The following is a 19,886-nucleotide window of genomic DNA, read 5'->3' as shown; positions in this document are numbered from 1 at the left end:
ACGCGCTGCGGGGCTTCAGTCCTCGTCCTCGAACTGGTCGAAGAGCTCCTCCAGGATCAGGACGCTGTCCTCGGTCGATGCCTCGAGCAGCGCGCGCTCCCGGCCGTGCAGGATGCCCACGCCGTAGCGATCGCCGCCCTTGCGCACGAGCGAGCGCGCCGCGGAGGCGTACCAGACGTCCATCACGCGGCAGTCCATGAGATCGCCGCAGGTCTCGAGGTAGCCCTCCGCGCTCGGCAGGATCGTCGTCTGGGACTTGCGGGCGCGCAGCGGCGTGGCGTCGAAGACCTCGGCGCCGAAGCTGAACAGGCGCAGTGCACGGCGCACCGCGTGGACGTGGACCAGCACGTCGTCGAGCTGCACCACTTCGACGGGAACGGGACCCAGCTGCCTGATGGTCTCGAGCCACCGCTCGGCCATGCGGGAGCCGAGCTTCTTGGGCGAGCGCTCGGCGGCGGAGTCGCTGAGCCGCGCCCGGCCCAGCACCTCTGCCAGGTCCCGCAGCGACTGCTGGTGACCGCTCGAGAGCAGCCGACGGCGCGCGGAGGCGGCCTGGGCCTCACGATTCTCCCGGGCCATGGTCTCCAGATGCGCCGCTGCGGAGCGGGAGAGGGCCTCCCCCGCGTCCTCGGCGCGCAGCGGCAGCAGCTGCTCCACGACCTCGGCATCGCGCAGCGCGGAGAGCTCCTGGCTCATCTCGCGCACGATCCGGCCTGCCTCGGCCGCTTCCTGGGGATTCGCCAGATCCGGGCCGAGCCCGATGAGCAGGGCCTCGCAGGTGCGCGCCGCGCGGCGCAGGCCGTGCACGGCCGGCTCCGCCCCGATCCGCACCAGAAAGTCCATCCACTGGATCTGTCGGACGGCTCCGAACAGCGCGGTCCGCACGATCTGCCCGGTGCTCGGCTCGGACTCCGGCTCCGGGACCGCCTCGGCCCGCTTCGCCTTCTTGCCGCCGTCCTTCTTGTCCTTCTTCCCCTTCTTGCCCTTCTTCCCGCCGTCCTTCTTGTCCTTCTTCCCCTTCTTGCCCTTCGAGGAGGCCTTCTCGGCACGGTCCTCGGAGGAATCCTCCGGCTGGGTGCCCGGCAGCTGCTCGCCGTCGGGGCCGATCACCGTGACGGCCTCGGCGTCGTCCTCGGCGCCCAGGGTGCGCGCGATCTTGGCTGCGGAGGCGGACGGACGCAGCCCGGCCGCCAGCAGCACTGTCTGGATCTCGTCGAAGACGGCCTGGGGATCTGCCTGGGTCCCGTTGACCAGCTCGACCTCGTGCTCCTGCCACACCCGGGTGATGCCCGTGGCGGATTCCGTGCCGCGGACGTCGTCCAGGCAGATCTCGGCCACGCGGCCGTGCTCCGGGTCGTGCACCTGCAGCACCTGGCGCTCGTTGCGCAGCACGGCCAGAGGCTCGAGGGGCTGATCGTCCAGCAGGCCCGAGATCAGCTGGCGCATCTGCGCCGGCAGCCGATCGGCGGTGCGCAAGAGGGGGACGTGGACCTCGTGCTTGACGCCGGCGGCCCGGTACTTCAGGTGCCACCCCTCGTCCGGACCGCCGCGACGACGGCGCAGCGCCAGCCCGAAGGCGGCCAGGCTGCCGGTGGCGGTGTCGTAGTAGGTGGCCTCGAGGGAGCGGACATCCTGCTCCGGCTCCACCTTGAGGCGCGGCATGTCATCCCACACCGGCTCGGCCCCTGCGGGCACCTCGTACTTGCGCTCGATCTCGGGCTGGGTGCTGGGGGTCATCGCCGGATCTCCTCTCGGGAGGTCGTGGAGGTGCTGTGGCTTCTGCGGGTGGGAGCGGAATGTCGTCGGCCGCCTCGCCCGATGGCGATGCGGCCGACGACGTTCTCGAAGGGTATGCGGGCTGGCAGGCCGGCTCAGGCCCGGCGCCGCGACAGGACGTCGTCGAGGTCGATCGAGACGCCGGGGCGCTCGGTCTGAGGCTGCGGAGCCTGGGCTGCCTCGCGCAGCGGGCGTCCGGAGGACTTGGGTGCGGCCGGAGCCTGCATGGGCTCGACGGCCGGACGGGGCGCCACCGCGACGCGGGCATAGGTGGGCTTGGGCACCGCGACGGGCTCCCAGGTCTGCCCGCGATCCTGCGAGGACTCCTGAGCCACGCGACGGGCGACGGCCCTCAGCTCCTCGTGGGTGGGCACGAGCTGACCGGCAGCCTGGGTGCGCACGCCTGCCGGACGCGCGGCGGAGCGCTGGAGGTCGGCGCGCGGCGGGACGTACGGGGCGGCCGTGGAGGAGCGGACGACGCTGCGGACGGCGTCCTGCTCCTCGTCCTCGAAGCGCAGGTCGTCCAGGAACTCCTGATCCTCGGGAAGGTCCAGTTCCCGGCGGTCCGCCTGCTCGCGGCGCTCGGCCTCCCGGGCGACGTGCTGCTCGTTGTCGAACAGCGCTCGGTCCTGCGCCTCGGCCCGCCCTGGCTGGCCCTCGACGGCAGCCTCAGCACCGAGCGCGCTGCGGGCGCTGCGCACGGAGGTGCTGGCAGCCGGCGCAGCGGCGCGCTCCTGATCCGCGACGTACACGAGGGCTGCGATGCTGCCCGTGCCCAGCAGGAGCAGGAAGACCGGCCAGGGCCAGGTCACGGCGGTGAAGGGGGCCAGAAGACCCAGCACAACGGCCAGCGCGAGGCTCACGGCGCCCAGCAGGAACACTGAGGTGCGATCCCACCTGATCGCCAGGCCGTCGAAGACGCCGGCTGAAGGCTGGGTGTCGCTGCTCGGCATCTTCCGGGCTCCTCGGATTCTCAAGGTGATGAGGCGGTTCGTCTGGTGCCGGATCCGCTGCGGGTCGAAGACGGCGCGGAACGGCGGCACGTTCAGGTGCTCGGCCCATGATCCCATACTCCGCCGGGAATGCGTCGCAGCGAAGCGCCGCGCGACGCACCTTCAGGACTCCACGACCATCGGCCTGCTGGTGCCGGTGAAGCGCTCGACCAGGCCCCCGGCAGCGAGCTCCGGGGCCGTCAGCGCGAAGCTGCGGTGATCGCTCCAGCTCCCCGCGATGTGCAGGTAATCCCGCCGCAGCCCCTCGTCGCGGAAGCCCAGCTTCTCGACGATGCGCAGGGACGCTGCGTTCTGCGGGCGGATGTTGATCTCGACCCGGTGGAGGCGACGATGCTGGAAGCAGTAGTCCACGGCCATCGCGACCGCCATGGGCGCGATCCCGCGTCCGGCGCACGTGGCGTCGACCCAGTAGCCGATCGAGGCGCTGCGCGCGGCTCCGCCGGTGATCGACGAGACGGCGAGCTGGCCGGCCATCGGCCAGGAGCCGTCCGGGCGCCGCTCCGCGATGACCCACGGCAGGCTGCGTCCCGCTCGCGCCTCCCGGTCCTGCTCCCGCACGAAGCGCCGGAACGACGGCAGCGCCTCGGAGGGCTCTGGGTTCGTGGCCTCCCACGGGCCCAGCCACTCCCGGTTCTCCCACCGCACCGCATCCCACTCGCCGCGATCGCGCGCGACGAGGGGACGCAGCCGCAGGTCGCCCCAGGACAGCCGCACGGGCCACTGAACCCGCGGGCTCACGCCTGGTCGGCGTCCTTGCCCTCGAGGCCCTTGGCGAACTCGATCAGCCATGCGCGCAGCTCCGGGCCGAGGTCCTCGCGCTCCGAGGCGATGGTGACATTGGCCTTGAGGTAGGACAGCTTGTCGCCGGTGTCGTAGCGGCGGCCGCGGAAGACCACGCCGTACACGCCGCCGCCCTCGCCCTCCTGGGCGGCCAGCTCGGCCAGGGCGTCGGTCAGCTGGATCTCGTGGCCGCGGCCGGGCTCGGTGTGCTCGAGCACCTCGAAGACGCCCTGGTGCAGGACGTAGCGCCCGATGACCGCGAGGTTCGACGGCGCCTCGGCGGGCTCGGGCTTCTCGACCAGGCCGTTGACGCGGACGAAGTCCTCGCCCTCGACCGCGGAGACGTCGGCGCAGCCGTAGGCGCCGATGCTCTCCTGCGGGACCTCGAGCAGGGCCACGACCGAGCCGCCGGTGCGCTGCTGGACCTCGATCATCTCGGAGAGGAGGTCCTCCTTCTCGTCGATGAGGTCGTCGCCGAGAAGCACCGCGAAGGGCTCGTCGCCCACGTGGGTCTTGGCGCGCAGGACCGCGTGGCCCAGGCCCTTGGGGTCGCCCTGGCGCAGGTAGTGCAGGTCGCCGAGCTCGGAGGCGTGCTCGACGGCTTCGAGCAGCTTGTCCTTGCCGGACTCCTTGAGCTGGGCCTCCAGCGACGGGATGCGGTCGAAGTGGTCCTCGAGGGCGCGCTTGGAGCGGCCCGTGATCACGAGCAGATCGGTCAGACCGGCATCGACGGCCTCCTGCACCACGTACTGGATCGCGGGGCGATCCACCACGGGCAGCATCTCCTTGGGAGTGGCCTTCGTGGCGGGCAGGAAGCGGGTGCCCAGCCCGGCGGCGGGCAGGACGGCCTTGCGGACGGTGCGCTTGGGGTTCTCAGAGCTCATGCCTGAAGGCTAACGGAACGCCCCCTGCGGGCCCCTTATGGGTCGCATCACCCCGCGAGCCGTGTTGGCGGACCGGCCTCCCGGCTGTGGGCCGTCGCGCTGTGCCCGCCGCTTTCGCAGCCCCGCTGCCAGCGCCGTCTCGTCGCCCCAGGGGGCATCGCAGCGCCCAGCAGCACATCGGATTTCATCGAGGCCGGTGCCACAGTGTGGACAGAGGCGTCGGCTTCATGAACTGCCATGATGGGGCTCATGACCGGCTCCGACGCCCCTCAGACGCCAGTGCCCTCAGTCCGTGAGCGCAAGCGCGCGCTGCGTCGACGTCTGCGCGCGGACCGTGCGGGGACTTCCGTGCAGGAGCGCTCCCGGCAGGTCGTCGGCTTTGCCACCGGGCTCGAGCAGCTGCTCTCCCGGCATCCCGACGGCCCCGTGCTCGCCTTCCTGCCGCTGCCCGAGGAGCCCCCGCTCACGGAGGCGCTGCGGGAGCACATGGCGCATCGGAGCCTGCTGCTGCCTGTGACCCAGCCCGGACGCAGGATGCTGTGGACGCCGTGGCTGGACTCCACGGGCTTCGCCCCGTCCGGGCCCGGGGGCCTGCCCGAGGCGGTCGGGCCCCTCAGCGAGGCTCCGCAGGATCTCGGACTGGTCCTGGTGCCCGCCCTGGCCGTCGACGCCGAGGGCCTGCGCCTGGGCATGGGCGGCGGGTTCTACGACGCCTTCCTGCAGTCGCTCGCCCCTGGGACCCCCGCGGCGGCCTGCGTCTTCGCCCGGGAGGTGCTGCCTCCTGGCGCTGTTCCCGGCGAGCCCTGGGACGCCCGGCTTCACTTCGCCCTGACCGAGACGGGGCTGGTCGATCTGCAGGGCTCGGCGGCGAGGGCCGAGAGCACAGGCGCATAGAATCGAGGCCGATCCGAAGCCGCCGTCGTCTCCTCAGCAGAGGCCGCCGCGGCCCCGCCCTCGGCACGCACCGTGCCTCGCCGTCGTCCGGAAGGTCCCTCCATGCCCGTCTACGCGTACAAGTGCAAGAGCTGCGGCCACCAGCTCGAGGTCCGCCAGTCCTTCTCGGACGCCCCGCTGAGCGAGTGCCCGCAGTGCGGCGGCGAGCTGCGCAAGCAGTTCAACTCCGTGGGCGTGGTCTTCAAGGGCTCGGGCTTCTACCGCAACGACTCCCGTGCGAGCAGCTCCTCGTCCTCTGCTTCATCCTCGGAGTCCAGCACCTCTGGCACGAGCTCCTCGAGCTCTGCCTCCTCGAGCTCGTCGGACTGACCCGCTGATCGCGGCTGCGCCTCCGATGTGCGGCCGCTCCGAGGCTCCACAGCCGCGCATCGGACCGCCTTCTCGGGCCGCCGCTCCCCCACCGGCACAGCAGCCGCGCCACGTGACTCGAGGCCCCGCCTAGCGTGCGGGCATGACGATCCGACGGGGCTCGGCCCCCTCCCCCGGCCGCCGTGCACGACTCGGCGGCCGCGGCACAGCGCGGAGGAGACCCCGCTCCGCTCCACAACGACCGCGCTATCCGCTGGGGATCACGCTGCGCACGGCCCTGTCCCGACGCCGACGCCTGATCGCCGCTGTGCTCCTGAGCATCGCCGCAGCCATCGCGGTGCTGCAGATCAGCCCGGCCTCCCAGCGCACTGTGCCCACGGTGGTGGCGGCCCGCTCCCTGGGCGCCGGCACGGTCCTGTCCGCCGATGACCTCCGGGTGGCCGACTACCCGGTTGATCTGGTGCCCGGCGAGTCCGCAGCAGGCGCCGAGGACACCGCAGCCGCCCCGGCCCCCGACGACCAGGGCAGCTCCGTCGGGACACGGCAGCCAAGCACGGATCCCCTCAGCACCCCGAGCGAGGGACTGGCCGCAGATGCGGCCGGGGACTCCCCGGGAGCGGATCAGCAGATCGAGACATGGGTGGGGCGCACCCTGGCCAGCGCGGTCGTCGAGGGACAGCCGCTGACCGGCCCGTCGGTGCTCGGACCGGATCTGCTCTCGGGGCAGCCGCCCGGCACCACGGCCGTCACGCTGCGCGTGGCTGATTCCGCCACACTGACCCACGTGCGGCCCGGTCAGCACGTGGACCTCATCCGCTCCGATGCCGATCTCCCGGCTCCTTCGCCGAGCGCCGCAGCCGATGACCGGACCGACGGCGATGCCGCCGACGCGTCCGAGGGCGGGGCTGAGGGCTCCGAGCAGACCGGTACCTCCGAGACCTCGGCGCGAGTGGCCGCGCAGCTGCCGGTGCTCTGGGTGGCCGATCCGGCTGAGCCTGCCGACGGCCTGCTGGCCTCCACGCCGGAGAGCCAGGACGACCTTCTGGTCGTGGGCGCAGATGCCGCCACGGCCGAGCGCCTGGCGGCTGCCCCGGAGGGCGAGCTCGTGCCGGTGCTCGTTGCAGCGCCCGCGGATGCTGAGGCGCTCAGCCCCAGTGCGGAGGCCGCTGAGCGCTGAGCCAGTCGTCGCGCTGGGCGTCGTCCGGGACCTCGTCCAGGGTCTCGGGGATCGGCTCGTGCGCTCGATCCGAGGCTGCAGGGCGCTGCTCAGCGCCGCCGGACCCGGCATCCGGCCCGGGCGCCGGGCTGCCGCCGACCGCTCGGCGCGTGCCGCGCGGCGGGCGCCGCCGAGGCTCCTGCGGGCTCACGATCGGCCCGTCGTCCCGGCCCCGTCCACGCCGGTGGTGCCGGTATCAGCCGGCAGCCCCAGGTAGCGGCAGATCAGGCCGGCCACGGCGTCGGGCTGGGTGAAGACCTCGATGGTCCACAGCGTGAGGTGGTTCCAGCCGCTGCGCTCGAGCTGCTGCGGGCGCAGCCGCGAGCGCTCGCGCACCGACATGCGGGCCACCTGCTCGGTGCCGTCGGAGACCACGGCCACCGGGATGCGCACCGGGTCGCCGCTGGAGCGCTGACCCACCACGGCTCCGGCCGACAGCGACTCGGCGGTCTCGGACCAGGCGATCAGGTCGATCGCGTCCTCGTGGTGGTGGCGCACCGCCGCGCCGCGCTGCACCAGACGGCGCGAGAGGTCCTGCACCAGGGCGTCCTCGTGGACGGCGGCGTCGGCCAGCTCCATGGGATCGTGCACCAGGATCGGCTGCGTGGCCGGCTCGGCCGCGGGCTCGTCGTCCTGTTCGGCCCGGGCGGGCTCCTGAGCCCCCACCAGCGAGAGGTGCGGGCGCTTGGGACGGTCCTGCGTCTCGGGCCGCTCAGCGGCCTCGACGGGCTCCGGCGACTCGTGGGCGGCCTCGGCCTCAGGGGCCTCGGCCCCGGCATCCCCTGCCTCCGAAGTCCCGGCGGCGTCCTGGAGATCTTCATGCCGCTCGTCCTTCTGTGCCAGCAGCGGCTCATCGGCGGCGCCGATGCGGATGTGCCCGGCCTTCTCGATGCGCAGCAGCAGGCGATGCAGATCGCGAGCGCCGTTGTGCAGAGAGCTGGGCTCCAGCTCTTCGGGACGGATGGACGAGACCACGATCGTGTTCAGCCGCGAGCGCGTCATCCCCAGGACGAAGCCCCGGCGGCCGTCACGGTCCGAGAGCTGCCCCAGGTAGGGCAGCACGCGATCGTGATCGGTGCGCCCGAAGCCCACGCTGAAGATCACGGTGTCGCGCTGCAGCCCCACGGCCCGATGCAGATCCACCACGCGGAAGGACTCGGGCCCGGGCCGGAAGAACTCCGCGAGCTCGGGGCGCTGCCCCAGCACGGCGCTCACTCCCTGGGCGACGCGTGCGGCATGGCGGGCGCTCGGGGTCACGACGGCCAGCGAGCGCTCCGGGTGCAGGCGCGCGTGGCGGATCACGAGCTGGACCACGCGGCGCACCTCGGCGTTCGGGGACTGCACGCCCTCGTGCCCGGCGGCCAGCTCGCCGTAGCCGTCGGCGACGTACTCGACCTCCAGGCGGGAATCGCCCTCGGTGAGCGCGGTGCCGGAGGGCAGGCGAGTGAGCTGCCCCCCGTAGAAGTCCGCGTTGAGCTGATCGAACAGGTGAGCGTCCATGTCCCGGTACAGCACGCGCAGCTGACGGCGATCGACGACTCGCGAGAGCGCGTCGAACGCGGAGTCCACCTCGGTCACCGGCCCGGAGGACTCCCCTGTCATGGGCGCCACGGTGAAGGGCTGCGGGCGGCCCAGGGCGGGATCGCCGAAGACGACGACCTGGCGAGCACGGGTCACGGCGGGCAGCACGGCCGCCAGCGGCGTCGACTCCCCGTCCAGGACCACGACGGCGTCGATCTCGAGGTCATCGGGAAGCGCAGCCGAGAGCACGAGCGGGCTCGCGGTCCACACGGGGGCCAGCGCACGGGTGAGGTCGCCGCAGGCCTTGAGCAGCTGCGGCAGCGGGGCGCTGCCCTGGCGCAGCATGTCGCGCAGCTCCCCTGCGGCCTCCGGCTGCTCCCGCAGCAGACGGCGCCAGCGCTGGGCCTGGGCCCAGATCAGGCGCTGCGGACCGGAGGAGATGTGCGCGGAGTCGGCGCGGCGGAAGTCCTGCTCGGCGCGGCGCAGGCTCGAGCCGTCCGTCATGGGCAGCAGGCCGTCATCGGCGGCCATGGCCTCCAGCGAGGACTGCCACCAGGCCAGATCGAACTCCTCGGCCACCCGGTGCCCGGGCACGCGCCGAGAGGTCAGGTCCTCGACGAACTCGCCGAGGCCGCGATCGCGCAGGCCCTCGAGCAGCAGCGTCCGCTCGGGGATGGTCTCCAGATTGGCCTCATCGTCGATCAGCTGGGTGAGCACCTCGCGCAGCTCGGCGACGTCGAGCTCCATCAGGCCCCCGCCCGTGCGGGAGCCCTCCAGGGCGATCATCAGGCCCTCGAGGTCCTCGATGAAGCGCTGCTGGATCTCGGCGACGTCGTCGACCGCGTCCGAGATCTCGGGCTTCTCGATCGTGGTGGACCAGGAGCGCCAGCGGTCGCGCTCCGACTGGACCTTGACCAGGGAGGCGTGCAGGTCCGAGAGGTGGACGCCCGGTCGGATGTACTCCTTGGCCGCCTTGCGCAGCCGCGAGCGCTGCAGCCCGGACATCTCGATCGCGTGATCGCGCCGCCAGGACGAGGCCGCCGTGGCCGCGATCAGGTCCGTCACCGGACGGTCGAAGATGTCCGGGGTGAAGGAGCGCAGGGAGGACTCGACCTCCTGCAGCAGGCGCAGCTGCTGGCCCCATTCGGGGATCGTGGCCCCGGCGCGCATCCCCGAGACCGACATCACCGTGCGCATCCCGGTCTCCAGGGTGGTCAGCTCGAGCAGCAGCGACTGGGCCAGGTGACGGGCCTGCCGGGTCTCCTCGTCATTGACCAGGCGCGCGCCCTCCCACGGCCCGTCGAGGGTCGCGGCGTCGAAGGCTCCGAGCTCCGCGGCCCTCTCGAGCTGGCGGGTGATCTCGGCGCGGTGGGCGGCGGCGTCGAGCACCCCGCGCGAGAACCGGACCCGGGTGGTGGGCCCGTCCGGGCGGGAGGTGAGCTCGGCCAGGGCCTGCATGGCCTGATACGCGGAGGCCTCCACGCGCGGGCGCTGGCGGTGCAGGGCCTCCATGTGCCCGGCCAGCAGGTCGCGCACGGAGCGCAGCCGGTTGTGCAGGGCGCGCAGGTCCGGCTCCTGGGCGCGCTCGGCGCGCGTGATCGACTCGACGAGCTGGCCGGCGACGTCCTCGCCCGTCAGGTGCGAGCCCAGCTGCAGCACCGACGACGACAGCCCGAGCATCTCGAAGCCTCGGTGGAAATCGGCCAGGGCGGCCCGGCGCTCCCCCAGCACGAGCACGGAGCGGCCCTGGGCCACGAGCGCGCCGACGGTGTTCACGGCGGTTGCGATCTGCCCGGTGCCGGGGGCTGCGGTGACCACGAAGGAGTCGCCTTGCGTGGCGAGGTCCACGACCTCCTGCTGGGAGCTGTCGGCGTCGAGCAGCAGCAGCTCGGAGTCCGGATCGCGCTGATCCAGCGGCGCGGAGCGGTTCTGCAGCGGCTGCGGCTGCGGGATCTTGCCGACGGCCGTGGACTTCAGGCGGGCCAGGTCGCGGATCACGTCGGTGCGCGCGGGCACGTGCTCATCGGCGGGACGGTCGTGCAGGTCCGCGAAGGTGGAGACCAGGAGGCGGTGCTCCACGTGCATGCCCGGGATCTCGGAGGCGACCATGCGCAGGGACTCGAGCACCGGTGCCGGATCCAGTCGGCGCGTGCCGTAGGCCAGGCGGGAGATCTCGCCGGTGGTCAGGTCCACCCCGTGATCGGCCAGCAGGCGCCGGACCATGGCCGGGTTGAGCTGAGCGGGGCCCACGATCTGCAGATCGAAGTCATCGCCGTCCGAGCGCGGGCGGATGGTCACGGGGGCGAGCAGGACCGGGGCGATGAACCGCCGCTGCGTCGAGTGCCGGTCGCCGTGGCCGCGCTCCCCCGCCTCGTGCGGGCCCTGGGAGTCCTCCGCACGGGGACGCGGCTCCGCCTGCAGCCAGGAGGCGGTGCCGGCCGCCAGGTAGGCGGCATCGAGCCCGTGCTGGGCGGAGAGCTCGTGGATCTTGGTGCGCAGGATCCGCGCCGCGCGCGACGCCCGCTGCAGCCCCGCCTGCTCGCGCATGATCGTGGACAAGCGGGTGGGGCGGCCCATCATCAGCTGCGCCTGCCCGGAGGAGTTGGCCTCCGTCAGGTCGATGCAGACGTTGTCGACCTGGTTGAAGTCCAGCAGCGTGTCCGGGCCGGTGTAGGCGTCCATCTGCCGCGTCCAGGCCTGCAGCGAGACGGTCTCCTGGCCGCTGCGGTGGGAGGACGCGGAGCCGTGCGGAACGGGGGCTCCGGACTCGGACGAGGGGGACATGCTTCTCCTAATGGGTGAGCGCCGCGGCCTGGGCGGGCCGCGGCGTCGGGGACTGCTCAGTCGGCGCGCAAGACGCCGCCTGCGGGAGGCGGCAGGGCCGTTGCGGCCCCGCCGCTCACTCCCACTCGATGGTTCCCGGCGGCTTGGACGTCACGTCCAGGACCACGCGGTTGATCTCTTGGACCTCGTTCGTGATCCGGTTGGAGATCCGCGCCAGCAGGTCCTCCGGGAGGCGGGACCAGTCGGCGGTCATGGCATCCTCGCTGGACACGGGGCGCAGCACGATCGGGTGGCCGTAGGTGCGGCCATCGCCCTGCACGCCCACCGAGCGGACGTCTGCCAGCAGGACGACCGGCATCTGCCAAACCTCCTGATCCAGCCCGGATTCGGTGAGCTCCTCGCGGGCGATCGCATCCGCGCGGCGCAGGATCTCCAGGCGCTCGCTGGTCACCTCGCCGATGATGCGGATGCCCAGCCCCGGACCGGGGAACGGCTGCCGTCCCACGATCGACTCGGGCAGGCCCAGCTGGCGGCCGACCTCGCGGACCTCGTCCTTGAACAGCTCGCGCAGAGGCTCCACGAGCTCGAACTCGAGGTCCTCGGGCAGCCCGCCGACGTTGTGGTGGGACTTGATCGTGGCCGCGCCCTCGCCGCCGCCGGATTCGACGACGTCCGGGTAGAGGGTCCCCTGGACCAGGTGGGTGACCTTGGCGCCCTCATCCGCAGCGGCCACGAGCACCGCCTCCTCGGCGGCCTCGAATGCGCGGATGAACTCGCGGCCGATGATCTTGCGCTTGGTCTCGGGGTCGCTGACTCCCGCCAGGGCATCGAGGAAGCGCTCGGACTCCCGCGCCACGTGCAGGTTGACGCCGGTCGAGGCCACGTACTCCGTCTCGACCTGCTCGACCTCGTCCTGGCGCATGAGCCCGTGGTCCACGAGCACGCAGGTCAGGCGGTCCCCGATCGCGCGCTGGACGAGCGCTGCGGCCACCGCCGAGTCCACGCCGCCGGAGAGCCCGCAGATCGCACGGCCGTCGCCGACCTGCTCGCGGATGCGCTCGACCTGGGCGTCGATGATGTTCTCGGTGGACCACGTGGGCTTCAGCCCGGCGATCCCGAAGAGGAAGTGCTCGATCGTGGCCTGGCCGTGCTCGGTGTGGCGGACCTCCGGATGCCATTGCACACCGGCCAGGCGCCGCTGCTCGTCCACGAACGCGGCGACGGGGGCGCCGCCGGACGACGCCAGCACGCGAAAGCCCTGGGGGGCCTCGGTCACGGAGTCCCCGTGGCTCATCCAGACCTTCTGCAGGCGCGGGGAGCCGGTGAGGATCGAATCCGGTCCCGGCACGTCCTGGCCCTCGGGCGCGGTGTCCGCGACGCCCAGCGATGCGTCGACGATCGTGGCGCCGTACTCGCGCGCGCCCGTCTTGGCCACCGTCCCGCCCAGGGCGTTGGCCATCACCTGGAAGCCGTAGCAGATGCCGAAGATCGGGATCCCGGCCTCGAAGAGCTCGGCATCGCGCACCGGGGCGCCCTCGGCCCACACCGACGACGGCCCGCCGGAGAGGATCAGCGCAGACGGCTTGCGCTGCAGGATCTCCTGCGTGGACAGCGTGTGCGGGATGATCTCCGAGTAGACGTCCGCCTCGCGGACGCGGCGGGCGATGAGCTGGGCGTACTGGGCTCCGTAGTCGACGACCAGGACCGGGCCCTGGGACCCGTGGGCTGCATCGGCGGTCTCGGATGCGGACGTGGTGCTGGGCTGAGATGTCACGGCCGACAGTCTAGGTCACCGCAGGGCTGCGGCCGGTCGGCGCCTCAGTACCGCTTGGCCGCCTTGGGGAACGAGGCCAGCTCCTGGGCGGTCGAGCGGTGGATCTTGCGCTCGACGATGAAGGACAGGAACGGCACCACGCCGCCCAGGGCCATGACGATGAACTGCGGGAACGGCCATCGCATGAGCATCCACAGGCGGAAGCACGAGAACAGGTAGACCACGTAGAACCAGCCGTGCACGATCAGCACCCAGGTGGAGATGTTGACGCCGCCCTCGATGTCCATCAGCTCGTTGTCGCGCAGGCCCAGAGCCACGGACTCCCCCGTGCCCGCCATGGTGCCCCCGGCAATGACGTCGAAGCCCATGGCGTAGCGCAGGATCATCTCGGCCACGAGCAGCAGCAGGAACGTGCCGGAGATCCAGGCCCAGACCATGTAGAAGTTCAGCCACCACCTGATCTGGGACTCGGTCCCGCCGAAGCGCCGGCGCGTGCGCAGCGCCGAGTACTGCGGCAGCTGGCCCGGCTCGCGGGCCTTCGACGGATCCGCCCCCTCCGGCGCCGTGACGCGCACGCCGTCGGTGCGCTGCTTGGGCCGGGGCGTTCCCTCCTGCGGGGCTCCCTGGGTCATCGCTGCTCTCCGCTCTGCGGGTCGATTCGCCCGCGGTCCTCCGGTTGGTCATCTGCACCGGCCGGGACGCTCTGGTCCGCGGCGGGCTGGTCGTCGAAGTAGAAGTACTCCCCGGCGACGGGATCGTAGTAGTAGAAGCGCTGAGCCTCCTGATCCCAGGCGTAGGCCAGGGACTCGCCGTCGAGCTCGAACCAGGCCGCAGGGTCCTGTCTGCGCCGGTGCTCGTCGCGCACGGAGGAGAACCAGATCCACATCGCGAAGCCCGCGAAGACCACCCACTCGACCGCGTAGAAGATGTTCAGCGGATCCAGCGAGGTGTCCGTGGGCTGCTGATCGACCGAGACGGCCTCCAGCTGCGGCGACATCAGGCCGCCCTGCTCCGGCAGGGTGCCGTCGTCCTCCGCCAGGCCGGTCGATCCGTCCTGGGGCGCGGGCTGCGCGGCAGGGGCCTCGGCCATGGCGGTGACGAATCCGGAGTAGATCGGCACGTCCCACACGTTGGACAGCTGGGCCGGCGACAGGCTGGCGTAGCGCTGCGGCTCCTGGTCCTGGGTGGAGACCGGGGCCTCCTGCGGCAGCAGCCGCCCGGCCACGGAGACCTCCCCCTCGGGAAGCTGCGGGATGTGCTCGGGGTCATCCGTCCAGCCGCGCACGACGGGCAGCACCAGGTCTGCATCGGCACCCGACCAGTCGTCCTGCGTTCCCGGGATCTGCAGGCCGGCCACAACCCACCAGCCGGAGCGCCCGTCCTGCAGGCGGTCCTCGATCAGCACGGTCGAATCCGGCAGATAGGTCCCGGTGGCCTCCACGGCGGTGTCGACCTGCTCAAGGGTCGAGGCGGCGCCGGGGTCCAGGGTCTCCTCCAGCGGGCGGACGATCTCCTTGCCCGGGTCGTATACGGTCTGCGCGTCCCGGCTGGATTCGAGCTGCCAGCGGCTCAGCAGGACGAAGACGAGGGCGACGCCCAGGCAGACCGCCAGCACGAGCAGGGATCTGGGTCTGAGGGCGGTCCGAAGCACCGCCTCAGTCTAATGACGCCCTCGGACGCCGCCGAATCGCTCCCGGGACGCGCGAAGGGGCGCGCACCGCAGCGGTGCGCGCCCCTTTCCGCGCTCCCGACGGCTCAGCCGTGGACGACGACCTCGGTGCGCTGGAAGGACTTCAGGTCCAGGTAGCCGGTGGTCGACATGGCCCGGCGCAGCGCGCCGACCAGGTTGGAGCTGCCGTCGACCTGGCTCGAGGGCCCGTGCAGAACCTCCTGCAGCGGCCCCGCGGTGCCCACGCGCGTGCGCACGCCGCGCGGGACCTCGCCGTGATGGGCCTCAGCACCCCAGTGCCAGCCGCGCCCGGGAGCCTCCTCGGCCCGAGCCAGGGCGGTGCCCAGCATCACGGCGTCGGCGCCCATGGCCAGGGCCTTGACGATGGTCCCTGACGTGCCCACGCCGCCGTCGGCGATCACGTGGACGTAGCGCCCGCCGGACTCGTCCAGGTAGTCCCGGCGAGCTGCCGCCACGTCCGAGATGGCCGAGGCGCCGGCTGCGTGGATGCCCAGCACCTGCTCGGTGCGCATGGAGGCCCCGCCGCCGAAGCCCACGAGCACGCCGGCGGCGCCGGTGCGCATCAGGTGCAGGGCCGGGGTGTAGCCGGCCGCTCCGCCGACGATCACGGGGACGTCGAGGTCATAGATGAAGCGCTTGAGGTCCAGCGGCTCCTCCGCCTGGGACACGTGCTCCGCCGAGACGGTGGTCCCGCGGATCACGAACAGGTCCACGCCCGCCTCGAGCACGGTGCGGTAGTGCTCCTGCGTGCGCTGCGGGGTCAGGGCGCCGGCCACGATGACGCCGGCCTCCCTGATCTCCCCCAGCCGCTGGGTGATCAGCTCGGGGCGGATCGGCGCGCGGTAGATCTCCTGCATGCGGCGCGTGGCGGCCGGGAGGTCCTCGCCCGACAGGGACGCGATCTCCTCGAGCAGCGGCTCGGGATCGTCGTAGCGGGTCCACAGCCCCTCGAGGTCCAGGACGCCCAGGGCGCCCATGCGCCCCAGCGCGATCGCGGTGGCCGGGGAGGTCACCGAGTCCATGGGCGCGCCCAGGAAGGGGGTCTCGAACGTGTAGGCGTCGATCCGCCAGTCCGTCGAGACCTCGCGGGGGTCGCGCGTGCGCCGCGAGGGCACCAGGGCGACCTCGTCCAAGGAGTAGGTCCGACGGGCCCGCTTGCTGCGGCCGATCTCGATGTCGTAGTTCAGGTTCACGTCAGCGTCCTTGTCTCCAGCGCCGGATCGGGTCCGATCAGCGCTTGTAGTTGGGGGCCTCGACGGTCATCGAGATGTCGTGCGGGTGCGACTCCTTGAGCCCGGCGGAGGTGATCCGCACGAAGCGGCCCTTGTGCTTGATCTCCTCGATCGAGCGGGCGCCGGTGTAGAACATGGTCTGGCGCAGACCGCCCTCGAGCTGGTGGATCACCGAGGACAGCGGGCCGCGGTAGGGCACCTGGCCCTCGATGCCCTCCGGGATCAGCTTCTCGTTCGAGCCCACGTCCGCCTGGAAGTAGCGGTCCTTGGAGAACGACGTGTTCCCGGCCCGGGTCTGCATGGCCCCCAGCGAGCCCATGCCGCGATAGGCCTTGAACTGCTTGCCGTTGATGAAGATCAGATCGCCCGGGGACTCATCGGTGCCGGCCAGCAGCGAGCCGACCATGACCGAGTCCGCCCCGGCCACGAGCGCCTTGCCGATCTCGCCGGAGTGCTGGAGGCCGCCGTCGGCGATCAGCGGCACGCCGGCCGGGATCGCGGCCTTGGCGGATTCGTTGATCGCGGTGATCTGCGGGACGCCCACGCCGGCAATGACGCGCGTGGTGCAGATCGAGCCCGGCCCCACGCCGACCTTGATGCCGTCGGCCCCGGCGTCGATCAGCGACTGGGCGCCCTGCCGGGTGGCGGCCTGGCCGCCGATCACGTCCACGTGGGCGGCCGACGGCTCGGCCTTGAGCCGGGCGATCATGTCCAGCACGCCCTGGGAGTGCCCGTTGGCGGTGTCGATGAACAGGGCGTCCACGCCGGCCTCGACGAGCGTCATGGCCCGCTCCCACCCGTCGCCGAAGAAGCCGACGGCCGCACCGACCCGCAGGCGGCCCTCGTCGTCCTTGGTGGCGCGCGGGTACTGCTCCGCCTTGGTGAAGTCCTTGATGGTGATCAGCCCGCTCAGCGCACCCTGATCGTCCACGAGGGGCAGCTTCTCGAGCTTGTTGGAGGCCAGCAGCTTGAAGGCCTCCTCCTTGGGCATGCCCACGCGCCCGGTGACCAGAGGCATGGGGGTCATGACCTCTCGCACGATGCGGGTGTCGAAGTCCGACTCCGGCAGGTAGCGGGTATCGCGGTTGGTGATGATGCCGACCAGGCGGGTGCCGTCCTCGACCACGGGCAGGCCCGAGACCTTGTAGTAGCCGCAGAGGCGGTCGAGCTCGCGCAGGGTGGCCTCCGGGCTGACCGTCACGGGATCGGTGATCATCCCGGACTCGCTGCGCTTGACCAGGTCCACGTTCTCGGCCTGATCCGCGATCGACAGGTTGCGGTGCATGACGCCCATGCCGCCCAGGCGGGCCATCTGGATCGCCATCTTGGCGGTGGTCACCGTGTCCATGGCGGCCGAGATGATGGGCGTCTCGAGCTCGATGCGCCGCGACAGGCGCGTGCGCGTGGAGGCCTCCGACGGGATGACATCCGTGCTGCCCGGCAGCAGGAGGACGTCGTCGTAGGTGAGTCCGACGAAGCCGAACGGATCCTCGGACAGGGCGGTCGGGACGGGGGCTTCTGACACGGGGAGGACCTTTCCATCGACGGCACGGCCGACGCCCCGGCGGCTCCCGGGCGCGGTGCGGTTTCGAGAGGACAGTCTAGGACCCTTCACGGGCCCTCGGCCCCTCCGCCTGCCGAGGCGGCCCTCACTGCAGCTGCGGCAGAGCGGGCTGGTGCTCCACGACCACGCCGTCCCCGGCCAGGGCTGCGGCCAGGCGGTCGCCGAAGGTCCAGGCCAGCGAGCGCGAGTAGGGAATGGACAGGTGCCCGCTGTCCCACTGCACGTACATGTTCCCGATGACGGGCGGGCAGGTCCCCTCCGGGCAGATCTGATCGGTCATGTCCATCTCGGCGTACAGCGGCAGCTCCTCGGCCAGCGGCTGCATGGGATCGGGCTGTCCGAGCATGGGATGGGTCTTCTGGCATTGCGGAGCCTGCGCGGACCCCTCCTCCATGACGCATTCCGGCGGAGCCTGATCGAACCGCGGGATGTCGCGCACTCCCAGGACGCGGTAGCCCTCGCCCGTGACCTCGCGCACGCGCTGGTCGTAGTCCGGCTTGTAGTACTCGCCCTCGGCGTTGGTGAAGGTCGACTGGGTGATGATCAGATCGGGGTCGATCTGATGCACCAGGGGCATGGAGCCGTCGAGCCAGGGGCCGCACTCGTCATCGAGCTGGTCCTCGTGGCTCGTCCAATAGCAGCCGGGCCTGATGTAGCTGACCACCCGCCAGCCGTTCGCCTCGGCCACCGGCCGCAGGGCGTCCAGCCAGTGCTCGGAGTGCGAGTTGCCGATCAGCAGCACGGTCTGCGACGGGTCCTCCGCGGGCACCGATTCGCGGCACCACTGCTGCGATCCGACGGGGATGTCCCATTCGCTCGGGCATGCCGCGCCCCGGTCCGGCGCCTGGTCGTCGAGCTGGGCGGCCAGCGGAATCGTCGGGGCGTCGGGATCCGGCGCGGTCTGCACGTCGTCTCGCAGCACGAGCGCACCCGGGTTCGAGGCCGTGGGGCCGTCCGGGGCCTCGGCGACGTCCGCGCGCAGACTCTGCTGCCAGGCAAGGACCGGCCCCAGACCGACCGCCAGACACACGACGACCGCTCCGGCCAGGCGCAGCTTGGTGGCCTCGGGCCACTTCCAGCTCTTCAGCGGCGTCTCGATGAGCTTGGTCGCCAGGATCGCCAGAGCGAGCGAGAGCACGATCAGCACCACCCCGGAGCGCGGCCCCGCCTCCGGGCGGTCGCGGATGACCAGGTAGGTGATCAGCAGCGGCCAGTGCACGAGGTAGAGCGCGTAGGAGGAGTCCCCCAGGCGCACCAGCGGCTTGGCGGCGAAGATCCGGTCCAGGCCGAAGCGCGAGTCCGTCTGCCCGGCGACCATGATGGCGGCCGCCGAGAGCAGGGGCCACAGGGCGATCCAGCCGGGGAAGGCCCCCTGCACATCGACCAGCAGGCCCACCAGCACCATCGAGACGAACCCCACCCACCCCAGCACCACGCGCAGCCACCGCGGGAGTCGGATGAAGGGCAGCGCCAAGGCCAGCAGCGAGCCCAGGGCGAACTCCCACAGCCGGGTTCGGGTGTCGAAGTAGGCGAACTCCTGCTGGGTGGCGGTCGTGACGATCGAGAACACGAGCGAGGCGGCGAAGATGGCGCTGAACAGCACCGCGAGCACAGGCACGGGCCGCAGGCGGGACCGGCCGCGGGTCAGCAGCCAGGTCAGTCCGAACAGCAGCGGCCACAGCAGGAAGACCTGGCCCTGGACGGACAGGGACCAGAAGTGCTGGAACGGGCTGGCCGTGGAGCGGTCGGCGGCGTAGTAGTCCACCGAGGTGAGAGCCAGGACCCAGTTCTCGGTGTAGGTCAGGGCCGCCGCTGCCTGACGCAGGGCCTCCTCGACACGGTAGGCCGGGAAGAACAGAGCGACCAGCACCAGGGTGCCCAGCACCGTGAGCACCGCCAGCGGCAGCAGCCGCTTGAAGGTGTGCAGCCAGTAGCGTCCGATCCGCAGCGGGCGCCCGCCTTCGAGCTTGCGCACGAACGACAGCGTCATGAAGAACGCCGAGATCAGCAGGAAGATGTCCACGCCGCCCGAGACCCGCCCGAGGAAGACGTGGTAGAGCACGACCATGATCACGGCGACGGCGCGCAGCCCCTGGATCTCCGGGCGGAAGCCGGAGTACCTGGCCACGGATTCCCGGCGGCGGGCGTCGTCCGCGGTGCCGCCTGTCTCCTGCTGCTCGGACATGCTTCTCCTCCGTGCTGCGGCCACGGCAGCGGGTCATGCGGAAGCCTGCATGCATGCGCAGCCTCCGGGGGAAATACGGGCGTCAACCTACCAGCGCAGGCTGCCCGCCCGCGGCATCGTCCGAGGTGCGCAGAAGGCCCGGCTCCCGCCGCGAGTGCGACGGGACCCGGGCCTGTCCTCGGCCTGCTTCGGCCGCTGTCAGCG

The 19,886-nt window shown here is 71.9% G+C and carries 15 protein-coding genes; 3 read left to right on the top strand and 12 right to left on the bottom strand.

The window, feature by feature from the left end; genetic code table 11:
• Nucleotides 1–15: 15 nt before the first annotated feature.
• From RF645_RS08230 to galU, 4 genes are all read right to left on the bottom strand, one after another.
• Nucleotides 16–1,737 (bottom strand): CYTH and CHAD domain-containing protein, encoded by a 1,722-nt coding sequence (locus RF645_RS08230; RefSeq protein ID WP_006213427.1) that lies wholly within the window; start codon nucleotides 1,735–1,737, stop codon nucleotides 16–18.
• Nucleotides 1,738–1,871: 134 nt separating this feature from the next.
• The gene (locus tag RF645_RS08225; RefSeq protein WP_137802118.1) at nucleotides 1,872–2,729 is read right to left on the bottom strand and encodes a hypothetical protein; all 858 of its coding nucleotides are present in this window, start codon (nucleotides 2,727–2,729) and stop codon (nucleotides 1,872–1,874) included.
• Between the two features lie 162 nt (nucleotides 2,730–2,891).
• Nucleotides 2,892–3,527, bottom strand: coding sequence for a GNAT family N-acetyltransferase (locus RF645_RS08220; RefSeq protein WP_006213429.1), 636 nt, complete (start codon nucleotides 3,525–3,527; stop codon nucleotides 2,892–2,894).
• The gene (gene galU, locus RF645_RS08215; protein ID WP_058871776.1) at nucleotides 3,524–4,453 is read right to left on the bottom strand and encodes a UTP--glucose-1-phosphate uridylyltransferase GalU; all 930 of its coding nucleotides are present in this window, start codon (nucleotides 4,451–4,453) and stop codon (nucleotides 3,524–3,526) included. The genes RF645_RS08220 and galU overlap by 4 nt, the downstream gene beginning before the upstream one ends.
• 249 nt (nucleotides 4,454–4,702) lie before the next feature.
• Here galU and RF645_RS08210 point away from each other — a divergent pair, with 249 nt between their 5' ends.
• From RF645_RS08210 to RF645_RS08200, 3 genes are all read left to right on the top strand, one after another.
• Nucleotides 4,703–5,347 carry a 5-formyltetrahydrofolate cyclo-ligase gene (locus RF645_RS08210; RefSeq protein WP_157796605.1) on the top strand — a complete coding sequence of 215 codons (645 nt, stop codon included), beginning with the start codon at nucleotides 4,703–4,705 and terminating at the stop codon, nucleotides 5,345–5,347.
• A gap of 102 nt (nucleotides 5,348–5,449) precedes the next feature.
• The gene (locus tag RF645_RS08205; protein ID WP_053447792.1) at nucleotides 5,450–5,716 is read left to right on the top strand and encodes an FmdB family zinc ribbon protein; all 267 of its coding nucleotides are present in this window, start codon (nucleotides 5,450–5,452) and stop codon (nucleotides 5,714–5,716) included.
• A gap of 142 nt (nucleotides 5,717–5,858) precedes the next feature.
• Nucleotides 5,859–6,893 carry an SAF domain-containing protein gene (locus tag RF645_RS08200; protein WP_368818925.1) on the top strand — a complete coding sequence of 345 codons (1,035 nt, stop codon included), beginning with the start codon at nucleotides 5,859–5,861 and terminating at the stop codon, nucleotides 6,891–6,893.
• Here the strand turns inward: RF645_RS08200 and RF645_RS08195 are convergent.
• The 8 genes from RF645_RS08195 to RF645_RS08160 all read right to left on the bottom strand — a co-directional run bounded on the left by RF645_RS08195 (nucleotide 6,862) and on the right by RF645_RS08160 (nucleotide 19,682).
• Nucleotides 6,862–7,083, bottom strand: a complete 222-nt coding sequence (locus RF645_RS08195; RefSeq protein ID WP_368818924.1) for a hypothetical protein — start codon at nucleotides 7,081–7,083, stop codon at nucleotides 6,862–6,864. The genes RF645_RS08200 and RF645_RS08195 overlap by 32 nt on opposite strands.
• Nucleotides 7,080–11,237 carry a hypothetical protein gene (locus tag RF645_RS08190; protein WP_368818923.1) on the bottom strand — a complete coding sequence of 1,386 codons (4,158 nt, stop codon included), beginning with the start codon at nucleotides 11,235–11,237 and terminating at the stop codon, nucleotides 7,080–7,082. Before RF645_RS08190 ends, RF645_RS08195 begins: the two co-directional genes overlap by 4 nt.
• Nucleotides 11,238–11,352: 115 nt before the next feature.
• Entirely contained in the window at nucleotides 11,353–12,939 is a 1,587-nt protein-coding gene (guaA, locus tag RF645_RS08185; protein ID WP_040560354.1) for a glutamine-hydrolyzing GMP synthase, read from the bottom strand.
• Between the two features lie 116 nt (nucleotides 12,940–13,055).
• Nucleotides 13,056–13,643: a DUF3817 domain-containing protein gene (locus RF645_RS08180; protein ID WP_024289968.1), complete on the bottom strand. Its 588-nt coding sequence runs from the start codon at nucleotides 13,641–13,643 to the stop codon at nucleotides 13,056–13,058.
• Nucleotides 13,640–14,662, bottom strand: coding sequence for an SURF1 family protein (locus RF645_RS08175; RefSeq protein ID WP_082330999.1), 1,023 nt, complete (start codon nucleotides 14,660–14,662; stop codon nucleotides 13,640–13,642). Before RF645_RS08175 ends, RF645_RS08180 begins: the two co-directional genes overlap by 4 nt.
• Nucleotides 14,663–14,766: 104 nt before the next feature.
• Nucleotides 14,767–15,888, bottom strand: a complete 1,122-nt coding sequence (locus RF645_RS08170) for a GuaB3 family IMP dehydrogenase-related protein (RefSeq protein WP_024289966.1) — start codon at nucleotides 15,886–15,888, stop codon at nucleotides 14,767–14,769.
• 43 nt (nucleotides 15,889–15,931) lie between these two features.
• Nucleotides 15,932–17,458, bottom strand: a complete 1,527-nt coding sequence (gene guaB / locus RF645_RS08165; protein WP_368818922.1) for an IMP dehydrogenase — start codon at nucleotides 17,456–17,458, stop codon at nucleotides 15,932–15,934.
• Nucleotides 17,459–17,582: 124 nt separating this feature from the next.
• On the bottom strand, nucleotides 17,583–19,682 hold the full coding sequence (locus RF645_RS08160) for an acyltransferase family protein (protein ID WP_053447797.1): 2,100 nt from the start codon (nucleotides 19,680–19,682) through the stop codon (nucleotides 17,583–17,585).
• Between the last annotated feature and the right edge of the window lie 204 nt (nucleotides 19,683–19,886).

Source organism: Kocuria sp. CPCC 205260 (assembly GCF_040981045.1).
In the GTDB taxonomy this organism is placed as follows: domain Bacteria; phylum Actinomycetota; class Actinomycetes; order Actinomycetales; family Micrococcaceae; genus Kocuria; species Kocuria palustris.
Note: the sequence above shows the minus strand (reverse complement) of the source record. Positions and strands in the feature narration are given on the sequence as shown.